The following is a 15725-nucleotide window of genomic DNA, read 5'->3' as shown; positions in this document are numbered from 1 at the left end:
CGATCGGAGGTCTCCCGAGATGAAGGCACGCGATCTGGCCGGCGAGTATCCGGCCGTCCGGCTCGACACGTCCGCGCTGGAGGCGGCCCGGCTGCTCGCCGGCCAGGACCTGCCCGGGCTGATCGTGCTCGACCACCGCGGGTATCCGTTCACCGTCCTGGCCGGGACGCAGGTGCTGCGCATGGCGATTCCGCAGTACTGCCAGGACGATCCGGCCCTGGCCCGGGTCATCGAGGAGCCGGCCGCGGATCTGCTGCTGCGGGAGCTCGGGGACCGGACCGTCGCCCAGGCGCTGCCCGCCCAGCAGCGTGAGCTGGCGGCCGTGGCGCCGGACGCCACGGTGCTGGAGATCGCGGCCGTCATGGCCCGGACCCGCACCCCGCTCGTCGCCGTGGTCGACGGCGACCGGCGGCTGCTCGGCGCGATCACGCTCGACACGCTGCTCGACCGGATGCTCGAAGCGTGAGCGTCACCGCCTGGGCCGCGGTGGCGGTGTTCGCCGGCGCGTACGTGCTCATCGCCACCGAGTGGGTCCACCGGGTCGCGGCCGCGCTCGGCGGTGCGGTGCTCATGCTGCTCATCGGGGCCACCGACGCCGGGCACGCGTTCTTCTCACCGGAGTCCGGGATCGACTGGAACGTCGTGTTCCTCCTGCTCGGGATGATGCTGATCGTCGCGGTGCTGAAGCGGACCGGCGCGTTCGAATACCTGGCGATCTGGTCGGTGAAGCGGGCCCGCGGGCGGCCGTTCCCGGTCATGGTCATCCTGGTCACGGTGACCGCGGTGGCCTCGGCGATGCTCGACAACGTCACCACGGTGCTGCTGATCGCGCCGGTCACGTTCCTGGTCTGCCAGCGCCTCGCCGTGCCGGTCGCGCCGTACCTCATCGCCGAGGCGATGGCGAGCAACATCGGCGGCACCGCGACCCTCGTCGGCGATCCGCCGAACATCATCATCGGCAGCCGGGCCGGGCTGAGCTACAACGACTTCCTCAACCACCTGGCCCCGCTGATCGCGGTGCTGGTCGTCGTGTTCGTCGGGCTGTGCCGGGTGCTGTTCCGGCACGCGCTGCGGGCCGACCCCGAGCGGGCGGCGGCGGTGACCCGGCTGCGCGAGCGGGACGCGATCCGCGACCCGCGGCTGCTGGTCGTCAGCCTGGCCGTCCTGGGCCTGGTCACCGCCGCGTTCGTCCTGCATTCGGTGATCCACCTGGAGCCGTCCGTGGTCGCGATCGTCGGCGGCTTGGTCCTGCTGGCCGTTTCCCGGCTCGACGCCGGGGAGGTCCTCCAGGACGTCGAGTGGCCGACGCTCGCGTTCTTCGCCGGGCTGTTCGTGATGGTCGGCGCGCTCGTCAACACCGGCGCCATCGGTGCGCTGTCGCGGGGGATCGCCGGCGCTGTCGCAGGCGAGCCCCACGTGGCCGTGATGGCGCTGCTCGGCGGGTCGGCGGCGCTGTCGGCGATCGTCGACAACATTCCGTATGTGGCCACGATGAGCCCGATCGTCGCCGATCTCGTCGCCGCCGACGGCGGCACCGGGGGCCCGCACCCGCTGTGGTGGGCGCTCGCGCTCGGGGCCGACCTCGGTGGTAACGCCACCGCCGTCGGCGCGTCCGCGAACGTCGTCATCCTCGGCCTGGCCGAGCGGGCCGGCCAGCGGATCAGTTTCTGGGAGTTCACGAAATACGGCCTCGTCGTCGCCGCGGTCACCGTCGGGATCTGCGCGCCGTATCTGTGGCTACGGTACATCGCCTTCGCCTGACCGGCCCGCGCCGGAGCCCGGGACCGGCGCGGGCGCGCGGCGGATCAGCAGCACCGCGACGGCGGCGGCCGCGGCGAGGACCGAGGCCAGCAGGACGGCCAGGCGGGCGTGGTCCTCGGCCGCGTCGCCAGGGCCGAACGCCAGCTCGGCGATCAGCAGCGACACGGTGAAGCCGATGCCGGACAGCAGGCCGGCGGCCGCCAGGTCGCGGGGGCGCATCAGCGGCGCCCGGGTCACGCGGCTGGTCAGCCAGGCGACGCCGACGACACCGATCGGTTTACCCAGGACGAGGCCGGCCAGCACGCCCAGGGTCACCGGGTCGCGGAGCACGTCGGTGAAGGTCGTCGGGCCTGCGAGGGGTACCCCCGCCGCGAAAAAGGCGAAGACGGGCACGGCGAATCCGGCCGACACGGGGCGCCACACGTGTTCCAGGCGCTCGGCGGCGCCGTTGACCGGCACCGTGAAGGCCAGCAGCACCCCCGCGACCGTCGCGTGCACCCCCGACGCGTGCACCAGCGCCCAGACCGCGACGGCCAGGAACGGCAGCAGCCACCGGACCCAGCCCGAGCGGCGGACCAGCCAGGCGAACGCGGCGAGGGGCAGGGCGGCGGCCAGCAGGGGCAGCAGGGCCAGGCCGCTGGTGTACACCACCGCGATGATCAGGATCGCGAGCAGGTCGTCGACGACGGCGAGGGTGAGCAGGAACGTGCGCAGCGGGGCCGGGGCCCGGGAGCCGGCCACCGCGAGGACGGCCAGGGCGAACGCGATGTCGGTGGCGGTCGGCACGGCCCACCCGCGCAGGTCACCCCCGACGGTGGACGCGTTGAGCGCCACATACAGCAGCGCCGGGACCGCCATACCGCCGACGGCGGCGGCGACCGGGAGGATCGCCCGGCGGGGGTCGCGCAGGTCACCGGCGACGAGTTCGCGTTTGAGCTCCAGGCCGGCGACGAAGAAGAAGATGGCCAGGAGGCCGTCGGCGGCCCACTCGGCCAGGGTCAGGCCGCCGGCGGGCACGCCGCCGAGGGTGTCGTAGGCCGCGGCCCACGGTGAGTTGGCCCAGGCGAACGCGGCGAGGGCGGCGACGAGCAGCAGCAGCCCGCCGACGGTCTCGGTGCGCAGCAGCTCGGCTAGGCGGCGCGAGGGCGCGGTCATCGGGCACCTCCGGGAGGGGTCGGCGATTCGACGCCGACCAGACTTCCCGGCACACCGGGAAGAACCCTACCCGACGAGCTCGGTCCGCAGCTCGTGCGCGCCGTCCGCGCGGGTCATCTCGTAGTAGATGCGGTGCCGGCCGTCGGGGAGGGTGACGAGGGTCAGGTAGCGCAGGCCGCCGGGGGCGTGCGGGGACGTGACCGGCTCGCCCTCGGAGGCGGTGAGCGCACCGAAGGTGCCGGTGGCGACGCCGGTGCGCTCCTCCCAGTTCTCCTCGGCGGTGGCGCGGCCGTCGTAGGTGGCCACGAGGCCGTGCGGGGTGGGCAGGATGGCGGAGACCCGCACGCCGCGGGCGTCCCAGGCGCCGGGGCGGCCGGCCAGGGCCACGCCCTGCCACTGCCATTCGAGGCCGTCGCGGCTGGTCGCATACCAGGTGGACATGCGGTCGGCGTGCTCGTCGGACTCGAGCGGGTGGCAGGACGCCCACAGGTGCCAGTGCCCGCCGTCGAAGTGCACGACCGGGTCCTTGACCCCGATCGTGTGGTCGCCGGGCAGGACGGTCTTCGCGGGGGCGTCGGTGAACTCGTCGGGGCGGTCGGCCTCGAGGACGTCGACCCGCCAGTGCTTGGTGCCGGGGGTGGCGACGCTCACGTACAGCCGCCAGCGGCCCTCCGGGGTCCGGACCAGCGCCGGGCGCTCCAGGGAGGCGCCGCCGAAGCGGTCCTTGTGCACCTCGGCGATCGGGGTGAAGCTGACGCCGTCGGTGGAGCGGGCGACGACGTTGGCGTAGCCGCGGCCCTCGCCGATGGGGCGGCGCAGGCGGTAGGCGAGGTAGATGTCGTCGCCGTGCCGCCACGCGCTCGGGGCGCCCGCCCAGGTGCCGGTACCGCCGTCCGGCGGGGCGACCGCCACGGCGGAGTCGTGCAGGCGGGGCAGCGGCGGCGGCACAGACAAGGCGGTTCCCCTCAAAGCTAGGGCTGATAACGGCTGGCGTGTTCGAGGCTGAGCCAGTCGGCGTAGGACTCTCCGCTCACATCCTCCAGCTTGCGGATCTCATCGGCGAAACGAGGCAGCAGGGCCGCCCGTTGCGCGGGTGTGACGAACGGCCGCGACCCGTGCTTGCGGTGCAGCAGGCTGAGCAGCGGGGTCCGGAACACCTTGCGCGCCGACAGGGGGAAATGGTGCCCGATCCGCCCGCCGGTGCGCAATGCGAGGCGGATCGCCGTGTTCGCGGGCGTGTCGGCGACGAACGGGCGCACGTTGTCGGGTGGCGCCTGGGCGAGCAGGCCGGTGTCGACGCCGAGGAACGCGCACACCCGGTCGAGGGTGCCGGCGGGGTCGTCGCGCAGTTCGCGGTACCGCAGCAGCAGCACGTTTTCGCGCGGGACGTGCTGGAGCAGATGCTCCAGTTGGCTGCCGTACTGCCCGAGGTCCGTGTAATGCCAGAACGCGGCCCAGCCGGCGGCCTTGCGCCGCTCCTCGAGCGCCACCGCCCGCAGGAAGTCGGCCTCGGACTCCAGGCCGGCGCCGAACAGGTGGGCCCAGTTGGAGTGCGCCCGGTCGACCGGGTCCCGCAGGACGAGAATGATCCGCACGTCGGGCAGCAGCTTGGCGATCCGCCCGTGCGAGTCGAGGTCGTGCAGGTAGAACGGCGTGGCTTCACCCCGCAGCGCACCGGCCGGCGCCGCGTCGAACAGGGCCTCGTAGTCGTCGAGGCGCCACACGTGCTCCTGATAGGTCTGCACGTCGCCGGGGCCGCCGTGGCGCGGCGGGGGCCCGTCGGTCAGGAAGAACTTGGGCTCCTTGACCGCCGACAGGTGCAGCTGCGGGTGCGGTGCCAGGGCGGCATGCAGCGCCGAGGTGCCGGCCTTGGGCACCCCGGCGATCAGGAAGTCGGGGAGGGCCATGCGCGTCTGAACTCCCTTTATCCGATCGGGCCGACAGGAATACTTCCCCGCAGTGTAATGCGGTGCATGACCCGCCGCTCGTTGCCGTAGTCACGGTTGGCGTAGTGCGCGGTGCTGCGGTTGTCCCACATCGCCACGTCACCGGCCCGCCACCGGTGCCGGACAATGTGTTCGGGCTTGGTGAGGTGGGCGTAGAGCAGGTCGAGCAGGCCGCGGCTCTCCGCGTCGGAGACGCCCACGATGTGAGAGGTGAAGCCGGGGTTGACGAACAGGCCGCGCCGCCCGGTCTCCGGATGGACCCGCACGACCGGGTGCTCGACCGGGTCGAGCCGGGTCACCACCTCGCCGTCCCATACGTTTCCGCGCCCGCCGCGGCGCTGGGCCAGGTAGTAGCCGAACTCCCGGTTGCCGTCGTGGACCGCGGTCAGCTCGTCGGCCAGGCGCCGCACCGGCGCGGACAGCGACTCGTAGGCCAGCTGGCTGTCGGCCCAGCTGGTGTCCCCGCCGGCGGCCGGCAGCGTCACCGCGCGCAGGATCGAGCCGAGCGGGGGCCGGCGCACGAACGTCACGTCGGTGTGCCACACGTCGGCGTAGCCGCCGTCGCCGCTGTCGAGCGCGTACACCTCCGGATGGTCCTCGTCGACACCGCCGACCACCGGGTGGGAGGCGGTCAGCTCGCCGAGGCGCCGGCCGAGCCGCACGTGGCCGTCGTCGTCGAGCGGCTGGTCGTGGAAGAGCAGCACCTTGTGCTCGGCGAGCGCGGCCCGGACGGCGGCGATGGTCTCGTCGTCGGCCCGGTCGAGGTCGATGTCGTGGACCTCGGCGCCGAACCGGGGCCCGAGTGCTTCGAGTTTCATACGGTGCTCCTGACCTCGGCCCGGTAGGCGGTGAACTCGGGGGCCCGGCGCAGCTCCTCCGCGCCGACGCCGGCCCGCGGCAGGTCGATCGGCACGTCCAGGGCGATGCGGCCGGGCCGCTCGGTGAGCACGACGACCCGGCTGCCCAGGAACACCGCCTCGTCGACGCTGTGCGTGACGAAGACGCACGTGCGCCCGCTGGCGGCGGAGACCTGACGCAGGTCCTCCTGGAGTCGTTCGCGGGTCAGCGCGTCGAGCGCGGCGAACGGTTCATCAAGCAACAGCAGCGGATTCGGTACTGCCAACGCCCGCGCCAGCGACACGCGTTGCTGCTGGCCACCCGAGATCTCCCAGGTCCGCCGCCCGGCCACGTCGTCGAGCCCGACCCGGTCCAGCAGCTGCGTGACCCGCCCCGGGCGCTCCTCGCGCGGCACGCCGGCGTAGCGCAGCGCGAGTTCGACGTTGCCGCCGACGGTCTTCCACGGCAGCAGCCGCGGCGCCTGGAACACCAGCCCCGCCCCGCGGCCCGGCACCGGCTCCGCCCCGGCGACCCGGACCCGCCCGGCGCTCGGCCGCTCGAACCCGGCGATGAGCCGCAGCAGCGTGCTCTTCCCGCACCCGGACGCGCCGACGAGGACCAGGAACTCCCCGGGCGGGACGGTGAGCTTCAGCGGTCCGAGCGCGGTCACCGCCCCGTAGCGGTGCTCGACGTCCTCGACCAGGACGGCGGGCTCAGCCGGCGAGGACACCGGGGAGGCCCTTGGTGTAGATGGCCTTGTCGACGGTACCCGCGTCCGGCATTGCATCGATCTTGTTCTGGCCTTTGAGGAACTGGGCCGCGGCGAGCAGGTTCTTCGCCAGGTCACCGACCTTGCCCTCGGTGCCGAGCCACTCCTGGGTGGCCAGGTCGGCCGGCTTGAGGAACACGCCCTGGCTCAGCTGGTGCCTGGCGTCGGCGGCGGTGATGTTGAGCTCCTGGCCGACCGCCTCGGCCGCCGCGTCGGGCTGCTGGGCGATGATGTCGAGGGCCTTCGCCTCGGCCTTGCGCCAGGCGTCGACGGCCTCGGGGTGGGCCTTGGCGAACGCGGTGGAGACGACGCCGAGGTCGAGCGTCGGCTTGCCGGCGGTGGCCAGCTCCCGGCTGGAGATCAGGACCTTGCCGGTCTTCTTGAGCTCGTCGAGGGACGGCAGCCAGGTGTAGGCGGCGTCGATGTCGCCGCGGGCCCAGGCGGCCTGGATGTCCTGGGGCTCGAGGTCGACGACGGTCAGCTCGGACTCCTTGACCCCGGCTCGGTCGAGGGCCGCGAGGAGGCTGTAGTGCGCGGTGGACGCGAACGGCGTGGCGACCTTGTGCCCGCGCAGGTCGGCGACGGAGGCGATGTTCGCGCCGTTGCGGGCGACCAGGGCCTCGTTGTCGCCGGCCACGTCCAGGACGAACGCGACCTGGTACGGGATGTTCAGCGGGGCCGACAGCCCGCGGGCGACGGGGCTGGAGCCGATGGCCGCGATGTCGATGCTGCCGGCGACGAACGCGGTGTTGATGCTGGCCCCGGAGTCGAACTTGGTCCAGGTGATCGTGTAGTCGGGCAGCGCCTGCTCCAGCAGGCGCTGGTGCTTGACGATCAGGTCGCCGCTGGGGAACGCCTGGTAGGCCAGGCGGATGGTCTTCTGCTCCGGGTCCTTGCTGCCGCCGGCCGCGCCGTTGCCGCAGGCCGCCAGGAGCATCGTGGTCGCGAGGAGCGCGGTGAGTCGCTTCAAGGGGTCGTCCTTATTGTCGTCCGCGCCAGGGGATCAGGCGCTGTTCGATGAGGCGGAGCACGGCGTCGATGGCGAGTCCGGAGAGTCCGATGGCGAAGAGGCCGAGGACGACGACGTCGGTCTGGGAGTACCGCTGGGCGTCGCGGACCATGCCGCCGATCCCGGGGACGCCGTTGATGGTCTCGGCCGCCACCACCGACGAGTAGGCGATGCCGACGGCCAGCCGGATACCGGTGAAGATCTCCGGCAGGGCGCTGGGCAGCACGACGTCGCGGATCGCGGCCCACCGGGTGGCGCCGAGCGCGCGGACCGCCTCGACGAGCGGGGTGGGCGCGGACCCGACGGCGGACGCGGTGGCCACGGCGACGGGCGGCAACGCGGCGATCGACAGCAGCCACAGCTTCGGCGTCTCGTCGATGCCGAACCAGATGATGAAGAGGCTGAAGTAGGCCAGGGGCGGCAGGGCCCGCACGAACGTGACGACCGGCTCGGTCACCACCCGCACCCACGTGACCGTGCCCATGACCACGCCGAGCAGCAGTCCGCCGGCGACGCCGACCGCGGAGCCGATGAGGATCCGGCGCAGGCTCACGCCGAGGTGCTCGATCAGCAGGGAGCCGCTGTAGCCGTCGGTCGATGTCTGCACGAGCCGGTGCCAGACCGCGGCCGGGGCCGGGATGAACGCCGGGTTGTCCATGGCGACGGCGGTGAGCTGCCACAGCGCGCCGAGGACGGCCAGGGCGACGAGCCGCAGCCCCCAGGCCCGGCGGGCGGGCCGGGGCGCGGACCGGCGGACGTCGGTCGCGACGGCGGTTTCGGACACGGTGGCTCCCGATCGGCAGAGACGCGGAACCACCCGGCTTCTCGGTGGCCGGGTGGTTCCCCTTATTTCCTGCCGATAAGGTAGACAATCAATGTCGTGCCGGTCAATACCCCACTCAAGTGATAGGCATTGGGGCGCTCGCCGGCCGGATGCTCACGCGTCCGGCCGGGCTCCGGTGGCGGACGGCTGGGCCGGGACGGTGACTGCGGGCGGCGCGGGTTCAGCGGGTTCGGCGCCGGGGCCGCCGTGGTCGTCGACCATGGTCGTCTCGTCGAACGGGAGCCGGCCGGCCAGGACCTCGTCGCAGCGCGCCTTGTCGAAGTCGCCGGTCCACTTGCCGACCAGGACCGTCGCCACCGCGTTGCCGGCGAAGTTGGTCAGGGCCCGGGCCTCGGACATGAACCGGTCGATGCCGACGATCAGGCCGACGCCGTCGACGAGCTCGGGGCGGTGTGCCTGCAGGCCGCCCGCGAGCGTGGACAGGCCCGCGCCGGTGACCCCGGCCGCGCCCTTCGACGCGATGATCATGAAGAGCAGCAGCGAGATCTGCTGGCCGATGCTCAAGGGCTGGCCGAGGGCGTCGGCGATGAACAGCGACGCCATCGTCAGGTAGATGGCGGTGCCGTCGAGGTTGAAGGAGTACCCGGTCGGCACGGTCAGGCCGACGACCGTGCGGGACACGCCGGCGTGCTCCATCTTGGCGATGAGCCGGGGCAGCGCCGACTCCGACGACGACGTGCCCAGGATGAGCAGGAACTCCCGGGCGAGGTACTTCAGCAGCAGCAGGATGTTGATCCCGGCCACCGTGCGCAGCAGTATCCCGAGCACGATGAACACGAAGATGGCGCAGGTCAGGTAGAAGCCGGCCATGATCTGCAGCAGGCTCTCGATCGCGCCCCAGCCGCCGGCGCCGACGACCGCGGCGATGGCGCCGAACGCGCCGATCGGAGCCAGCCACATGATCATGGCGAGGACCCGGAACACCAGCTTCTGGACGTAGCCGATCCCGGTGACGATCTTCTGCCCGGCCGGCCCGATGGAGTGCAGGGCAAACCCGGTCAGCAGCGCGACCAGCAGCGCCTCCAGCACCTCGCCGGAGGTCAGCGACGAGAAGAAGCTGGTCGGGATGATCCCCAGCAGGAAGTCCGTCGTCGAGCCGGAGCCGCTGGCGGCCGACTTCTCCGCGGCCGCCTTGGCCGCGTCGGTCAGGTGCAGGTTGGAGCCGGGCTGCAGGATGTTGCCGACGACCAGGCCGACCGCGAGCGCGACCGTGGACATGACCAGGAAGTATCCGAGGGCCAGGCCGCCGACCTTGCCGACCCGGGCCACCTGGCGCACGGAGCCGATGCCGAGCACGATCGTGCAGAAGATGATCGGGCTGATCATCATCTTGATCAGATTGACGAAGCCGGTCCCCAGCGGTTTCATCTCCAGGGCCGTCTTCGGCCAGAGCAGGCCGAACGCGGCGCCCAGGATGACCGCGACGATCACGGCCAGATACAGCAGATGCGTACGGTCGCGCCGCCGGACGGGAGCGGTCGCGTTCTCCGGGGGTGTCATACCGCCAGCGTTCTCGCTTGAGTGACCCCGGTCACTGTTGCGTACATTGCGTACATGTCCCCACGGCGTTGGAGCCTGGCCCAGCAGCTGCTCGGCCTCCAGCTGACGGTCATCACCGTCCTCGTCAGCGGTACCCTCGTCGGCGCCTACATCCAGGCCGACCGGGCCAGCCTCGACGCGGCCCGGCAGAAGGTCCTCGGCATCGCCTGGAGCGTCGCCGACTCCCCGTCGGTGCGCGACGGGCTCGCGGCCCCCGACCCGACCGCCGTCCTGCAGCCGCTCGCCGACCGGCTCAACCGTGACGCCGAGACCGACTTCGTCGTGATCATGACCACGGGCGGCATCCGGTACACCCACCCGGATCTTCGCCAGATCGGCGGCCACTTCCTGGGCAACATCGACGCCGCGGTCAACGGCCGCCCGCTGACCGAGACCTACACCGGCACCCTCGGCGCGTCGATGCGGGCCGTCGTGCCGGTCCGCGACGGCGCGCGGGTCGTCGGCCTGGTCTCGGTCGGCATCCGGCTCACCTCGGTCGCCCAGCAGGTCCGCTCGCGGATCCCGTCGCTGCTCGTCACCGCCGTCCTCGCCCTGCTCCTGGCCGGGGTCGGCTCGTGGCTGGTGAGCCGCTGGGTGCGCCGCCAGACCCACGACCTGGGCCCGGCCGAGCTGGCCCGGATGTACGAGTTCTACGACGCCGTCCTGCACGCCGTCCGCGAGGGCCTGCTCCTGCTCGACCGGCACGGCCGGCTGCTGCTCGCCAACGACGAGGCCCGCCGCCTGCTCGGCATCGACGAGTCCGCCGTCGGCGAACCGATCGGCTCCGAAGGCCTGCTCGGCGCGCTCGCCGCCGGGACCGCCCGCACCGACGAGATCCACCTGGACGGCGACCGGGTTCTCGTGGTCAACCAGGCCCCGGCCGGCGCCGGGATGGTCGTGACCCTGCGCGACCACACCGACCTGCAGGCCCTCACCGGCGAGCTGGACTCCGTGCGCGGCTTCACCGAGTCGCTGCGGGCCCAGGCCCACGAGGCCGCGAACCGCCTGCACACCGTCCTGTCGCTGATCGAGCTCGGCCGGACCGCGGAGGCGATCGAGTTCGCCGGGGCCGAGCTGGCCGTCGCCCAGCGGCTCACCGACCGGGTCGTCGGCGCCGTCCGCGAGCCGGTCCTGGCCGCGCTGCTGCTGGGCAAGGCCGCCCAGGCCGCCGAGCGCGGGGTCGAGCTGGAGGTGGCCCCGGACGCGGAGGTCCCCGAGGCCGCCCTCCCGCCCGGCGACCTCGTCACGATCGTCGGCAACCTCCTCGACAACGCCATCGACGCCGCCGTGGCCGCCCCGCCCCCGCGCCGCGTCGCGTTCTCGGCGATGCTGCGGCCCGGCTCGCTGACCCTGCGCGTGGCCGACAGCGGCCCGGGCCTCGACCCGCCCGACGTCGCGCCCGCCTTCACCCGGGGCTGGTCGACCAAAGCAGCCCCCTCCGCGGGCCTGGGTCTGGCCCTCGTCGGGCAGGCGGTGCGCCGGCACGGCGGCGACATCGCGGTCGACGGGTCCGCGTTCACCATCCGGGTGCCGGTGGGAGTACCGGCATGATCCGGGTACTGGTGGTCGAGGACGAGCCGATCGCGGCCGACGCGCACGCCATGTACGTCGAACGGGTCCCGGGCTTCGCCGTGGCCGCGAAGACGGGCACCGGCGCCGAGGCGCTGCGCATTCTGGTGAAAGAGCGGGTCGATTTGGTACTGCTGGATCTCAACCTTCCCGACATGCACGGCATGGACCTGGTCCGGGCCATGCGCGCGGCCGGCCACCCGGCCGACGTGATGGCGGTGACCTCGGCCCGTGACCTCGACGTCGTGCGGGCCGCCGTGTCGCAGGGGATCGTGCACTACCTCCTGAAGCCCTTCGCGTTCCCGGCGCTGCGCGACAAGCTCGAGCGCTACCGGCAGTACCGCTCCCAGCTGGACCGGGCCGAGTCCGTCGCCGACCAGGGCGAGGTCGACGTGCTCCTGGCCACGCTGCGCGGGCAGTCCCCGACGCACCTGCCGAAGGGGATGAGCCCCGAGTCGATGTCGGCCGTCGCCGACCTGATCCGGGGCGCCGCCGGCGGCCTGTCCGCGGCCGAGGTGGCGCAGTCGCTGCGGGCGTCCCGGGTCACGGCCCGCCGCTACCTCGAATACCTGGCCGAGCGGGGCGCGGCCGCCCGGCACCTGCGCTACGGCAGTGCGGGCCGCCCGGAGGTGGAGTACCGATGGATTCCGTAGCCTCCGCCCTGTCGCGGCGGCGCTCGGCGTTGCTGGCCGAGGTGGCGGCCCTCGAGGCCGACCTGCGGTCGGTCTTCGAGGCGTCCCGCGAGTCCAACGCCGACGACGAGCACGACCCGGAGGGCAGCACCATCGCCTACGAGCGGGCCCAGTTGACCGCGGTCCTCACCTCGGCCCGGCTTCGTCTCGCCGAGGTGGACGACGCCCTGTCCCGGCTGTCCGCGGGCACCTACGGCGTGTGCGCGGTCTGCGGGCAGCCCATCCCGGCCGAGCGCCTGCTCGCCCGCCCGTCCGCGCGCACCTGCGTCGCCTGCGCCTGACCTGGAAACGGCCGGGCACCCCTCCACAGGCGTCCGGCCGTCGCCTGTGACGGTAGGGCGACCGCGACCCGGTCGAATCCCGGAAACGTGCCACCCGCGACCCCTTTCGATGGGCACCGGCCGGGCCATGATTCATTCCGGCCGCGGCGGGTATGCAACACGTGTTCGAGAGGAGACGAGCATGACGAACCCCAACCCTGAGAAGGACCCGGCCGACTGGGTAACCGGCGACGAGCCGATGACCGGGCCGCAGGAGTCATACCTGGGCACGCTGGCCCGGGAGGCCGGCGAGGAGGTCCCCGCGGACCTCACGAAGGCCGAGGCGTCCCAGCTGATCGAGGACCTGCAGGAGGAGACCGGCCGCGGCTGACGTCGCCTCGTGCGTCCCGCGGCCGGCCGGTCCGTTGATCGCCACCGCCCGCGGGACCGGGTCGTCCTCGCCGAGTCGTAGGGCGAGGGCGGCCCGACGCGGCGGCTGACGAGCCATAGCGGGAGATTTACGGTTCCTTATTTTTTCCGCTTGCGTTTGACATGCCACGAAAGCGCATCTTCGATGGTGAATGTCCGGATACGGGGGCGGTCCGCCAGCCGTCCCCGCCGGAGGTGCGTCTGGGAGGGCGGGTCGGATGGTATCGGGTGTCGTGAAGCGGCGGCTGCGGATCGTGGGTGGCGCGGCGGTGCTGGGGGTCGTCGTCACGCTGGTCGGGGTGGCGGTGCTGGTGCCCGCCGAGGCCGCGGCCGGGGCGACCGTCGTCAGCGTCGCGTCCGGGCGGTGCCTCGACGTCATCGGGCAGAACCAGGCCGACAAGACCGGCGTCAACATCTACGACTGCAACGGGCAGGCCAACCAGGGCTGGACCTACACCGCGGCGCAGGAGCTGCGGGTGTACGACTCCGCCAAGTGCCTCGACGTCGCCGGGCAGGACACCACCTCGCCCGCCACCGCGCAGATCTACACCTGCAACGGGCAGGCCAACCAGAAGTGGCGGCTCGCGGCCAACGGCTCCATCGTCGGCGTGCAGTCCGGGCTGTGCCTCGACGTCAACGGGGCCGGGACCGCCAACAGCACCCTCGTCAACCTGTGGACCTGCAACGGGCAGACCAACCAGCAGTGGACGACGTCGCTGGCCAACCCGGACACGCAGGCACCGACCGTGCCGGGCAACCCGCGGGTCAGTGACCTCGTCTGCGACGCGGTGACGTTCGCCTGGAACGCGTCCAGCGACAACGTCGGGGTGGCCTTCTACGACGTGTACCACGACGGGCAGCTCATGAAGTCCGTCCCCGGCGGCACGCTCTCGACCGGCCTCACCGTCGTCGGCGGGGTCACCTGGGGGCTGTACGTCAACGCCCGGGACGCCGCCGGGAACGTCTCGCAGGCCAGCACCACCGTGCCGATCACGCCGCCGCAGTGCCAGCCCGACACCCAGGCCCCGACCGCGCCCGGGAACCTCACCGCGCAGGTGTCCGGGACCTCGGTCACGCTCAACTGGGCGGCGGCCACGGACAACGTCGGCGTGCGGGCCTACGACATCTTCCGCGACGACGCCAAGGTCGGCACCGTCACGGGCACGGCCACGACCGCGCCGGCGACCAGCTTCATCGACAGTGCGCTGATTGGCAGTACCACCTATAAGTATTTTGTCGTTGCCAGGGATGCGCAGGCCAACGTCTCGGCGCACAGCAACACCGCGACCGTGACGACCGGGGCCTCGTGCGGGAGCCCGGTGTGCGCGGTGACGCAGGTCGGCACCGACACCGACATCCCGTGGGGCCTGGTGACGCTGCCGGACGGCAACCTGCTCTACACGCGGCGCGACGCGCACAACATCGTCCGGCTCAACCCGGCGACCGGCGCGAAGACCGCGGTCGGGGCGGTGCCGAACGTGCAGAGCACCGACGGCGAGGGCGGCCTGCTCGGCCTGGCTGTCTCGAGCTCGTTCGCGAGCGACCACTGGCTGTACATCATGCACACGTCGCCGACGGACAACCGGATCGTGCGGATCAAGCTCAACGGCGACGCGCTGGACGTGAGCAGCGAGCAGGTCCTGGTCAGCGGCATCCTGCGCAACAAGTTCCACGACGGCGGCCGGCTGCGCTTCGGCCCCGACGGCAAGCTCTACGCGTCCACCGGCGACGCGCAGAACGGTGACAACGCGCAGAACACCAACAGTCTCAACGGCAAGATCCTTCGGATGAACGCGGATGGTTCGGTACCGTCGGACAACCCGTTCGGCAACTATGTGTGGAGCTACGGCCACCGCAACCCGCAGGGCCTGGCGTTCGACTCGCAGGGCCGGCTGTGGGAGCAGGAGTTCGGCAACTCGATCATGGACGAGACGAACTTGATCACGAAGGGCGGCAACTACGGCTGGCCCGCGTGCGAGGGCACCTCGGGCACGTGCGGGACGGCCGGCTACATCGCCCCGAAGCGCACCTACCCGACCGCCGAAGGCTCCTGCTCGGGCCTGACCGTCGTCCGCGACGTGGTGTACATCGCCTGCGAGCGCGGCACCCGCCTGTACCGGGCCCCGATCAGCGGCACCGCCCTCCCGGCCGCCACGGTGTACTTCAACGGCACCTACGGCCGCCTGCGCACCGTCGAGCCGGCCCCGGACGGCGGCCTGTGGCTGACCACGTCCAACCTGGGCGACAAGGACAGCACCCCCGACAACAGCGACGAGAAGCTCCTGCACGTGACGCTCGGCTGACCCGCCCGGGCGATGCCCGGGCGGAGCCACCAAGCTACGCCGAGACGTTCCTGAACGTCCGCGAGTACGGGCGGCACAGCGCAGGCGGCCACTTCGCGGCCTGGGAACAACCAACGGCATACGCCGCCGACGTACGCCGCGCGGTGAACGTCGCCGGCTGAGGCGAGCAGGCTCCGGAGCGCGTCCAGGCCGGAGAACCCGCAGCGACCACCTGTGGGTGCCCCGGCAGCACGGCGGACGCGATCCCCACCACGGCGGCGAGCTCATCCTCGGTACCCCCCGGCCAGCGAGCATGAACCTGACACCACGACCACCACCGACACCCAGCTTTATGGCACCGAGCCCGCCCGCCGCTGGAACCGGCCGCATCCGAGGCCGACCCATCGCACCCTGCCCGCAACCCGCCGGCGCCCGCCGATCACCGAAGGTACCGCGATCCAGTTGACCGTCGACCGGCTACTGTCCGGCTCCGCAGCGAACCCCGGTCCGGCTGTGGTGGTCGCAACCGGAGGCCATTGCGGCAGCCGCGCCGCTTCAGCCAAGGCGCAAGCGCGTCGAGCTCATCTCATCCGCCAGCGTGCCCGCGAGGTGCGTCTCGCGAAGCGCGTGGCG

At 72.4% G+C, this 15725-nt stretch carries 15 protein-coding genes; 7 read left to right on the top strand and 8 right to left on the bottom strand.

Annotated elements, in window-relative coordinates:
• Nucleotides 1–19: 19 nt before the first annotated feature.
• Together ACIA8L_RS10400 and ACIA8L_RS10395 are read left to right on the top strand one after the other, a co-directional pair.
• Complete coding sequence (locus tag ACIA8L_RS10400; RefSeq protein WP_395902675.1) at nucleotides 20–466, top strand: CBS domain-containing protein; 447 nt, start codon at nucleotides 20–22, stop codon at nucleotides 464–466.
• On the top strand, nucleotides 463–1761 hold the full coding sequence (locus tag ACIA8L_RS10395) for an SLC13 family permease (RefSeq protein ID WP_395902674.1): 1299 nt from the start codon (nucleotides 463–465) through the stop codon (nucleotides 1759–1761). The genes ACIA8L_RS10400 and ACIA8L_RS10395 overlap by 4 nt, the downstream gene beginning before the upstream one ends.
• On the opposite strand, the gene nhaA is transcribed toward ACIA8L_RS10395, so the two are convergent.
• The 8 genes from nhaA to ACIA8L_RS10355 form a co-directional block, all read right to left on the bottom strand.
• Nucleotides 1738–2916, bottom strand: coding sequence for a Na+/H+ antiporter NhaA (gene nhaA / locus ACIA8L_RS10390; RefSeq protein WP_395902672.1), 1179 nt, complete (start codon nucleotides 2914–2916; stop codon nucleotides 1738–1740). The two genes, ACIA8L_RS10395 and nhaA, sit on opposite strands and share 24 nt — an antisense overlap.
• Nucleotides 2917–2982: 66 nt before the next feature.
• Nucleotides 2983–3864 (bottom strand): hypothetical protein, encoded by an 882-nt coding sequence (locus ACIA8L_RS10385; protein ID WP_395904182.1) that lies wholly within the window; start codon nucleotides 3862–3864, stop codon nucleotides 2983–2985.
• Between the two features lie 23 nt (nucleotides 3865–3887).
• The gene (locus ACIA8L_RS10380; protein WP_395902670.1) at nucleotides 3888–4823 is read right to left on the bottom strand and encodes a sulfotransferase family protein; all 936 of its coding nucleotides are present in this window, start codon (nucleotides 4821–4823) and stop codon (nucleotides 3888–3890) included.
• 17 nt (nucleotides 4824–4840) lie between these two features.
• Nucleotides 4841–5680, bottom strand: a complete 840-nt coding sequence (locus ACIA8L_RS10375) for a TauD/TfdA dioxygenase family protein (RefSeq protein WP_395902668.1) — start codon at nucleotides 5678–5680, stop codon at nucleotides 4841–4843.
• Entirely contained in the window at nucleotides 5677–6429 is a 753-nt protein-coding gene (locus ACIA8L_RS10370) for an ABC transporter ATP-binding protein (protein ID WP_395902666.1), read from the bottom strand. The genes ACIA8L_RS10375 and ACIA8L_RS10370 overlap by 4 nt, the downstream gene beginning before the upstream one ends.
• Nucleotides 6413–7438 (bottom strand): glycine betaine ABC transporter substrate-binding protein, encoded by a 1026-nt coding sequence (locus ACIA8L_RS10365; RefSeq protein ID WP_395902664.1) that lies wholly within the window; start codon nucleotides 7436–7438, stop codon nucleotides 6413–6415. Before ACIA8L_RS10365 ends, ACIA8L_RS10370 begins: the two co-directional genes overlap by 17 nt.
• A 10-nt stretch (nucleotides 7439–7448) precedes the next feature.
• The gene (locus ACIA8L_RS10360; protein WP_395902662.1) at nucleotides 7449–8261 is read right to left on the bottom strand and encodes an ABC transporter permease; all 813 of its coding nucleotides are present in this window, start codon (nucleotides 8259–8261) and stop codon (nucleotides 7449–7451) included.
• Nucleotides 8262–8414: 153 nt separating this feature from the next.
• The gene (locus ACIA8L_RS10355) at nucleotides 8415–9821 is read right to left on the bottom strand and encodes a cation:dicarboxylate symporter family transporter (protein WP_395902660.1); all 1407 of its coding nucleotides are present in this window, start codon (nucleotides 9819–9821) and stop codon (nucleotides 8415–8417) included.
• Between the two features lie 54 nt (nucleotides 9822–9875).
• Between ACIA8L_RS10355 and ACIA8L_RS10350 the strand changes: the two genes are divergently transcribed.
• From ACIA8L_RS10350 to ACIA8L_RS10330, 5 genes are all read left to right on the top strand, one after another.
• On the top strand, nucleotides 9876–11411 hold the full coding sequence (locus ACIA8L_RS10350; RefSeq protein WP_395902658.1) for an ATP-binding protein: 1536 nt from the start codon (nucleotides 9876–9878) through the stop codon (nucleotides 11409–11411).
• Nucleotides 11408–12082, top strand: a complete 675-nt coding sequence (locus ACIA8L_RS10345) for a response regulator (protein WP_395902656.1) — start codon at nucleotides 11408–11410, stop codon at nucleotides 12080–12082. The genes ACIA8L_RS10350 and ACIA8L_RS10345 overlap by 4 nt, the downstream gene beginning before the upstream one ends.
• Nucleotides 12070–12402: a TraR/DksA family transcriptional regulator gene (locus ACIA8L_RS10340; RefSeq protein ID WP_395902654.1), complete on the top strand. Its 333-nt coding sequence runs from the start codon at nucleotides 12070–12072 to the stop codon at nucleotides 12400–12402. The genes ACIA8L_RS10345 and ACIA8L_RS10340 overlap by 13 nt, the downstream gene beginning before the upstream one ends.
• A gap of 181 nt (nucleotides 12403–12583) precedes the next feature.
• On the top strand, nucleotides 12584–12772 hold the full coding sequence (locus tag ACIA8L_RS10335) for a DUF3072 domain-containing protein (protein ID WP_395902652.1): 189 nt from the start codon (nucleotides 12584–12586) through the stop codon (nucleotides 12770–12772).
• 271 nt (nucleotides 12773–13043) lie between these two features.
• Nucleotides 13044–15113, top strand: coding sequence for a PQQ-dependent sugar dehydrogenase (locus ACIA8L_RS10330; RefSeq protein WP_395902650.1), 2070 nt, complete (start codon nucleotides 13044–13046; stop codon nucleotides 15111–15113).
• Nucleotides 15114–15725: the final 612 nt, after the last annotated feature.

The organism is Dactylosporangium sp. NPDC051541 (assembly GCF_044454505.1).
Taxonomy (GTDB): Bacteria; Actinomycetota; Actinomycetes; order Mycobacteriales; family Micromonosporaceae; genus Dactylosporangium.
This window is presented reverse-complemented; position numbering and strand designations above follow the sequence as displayed.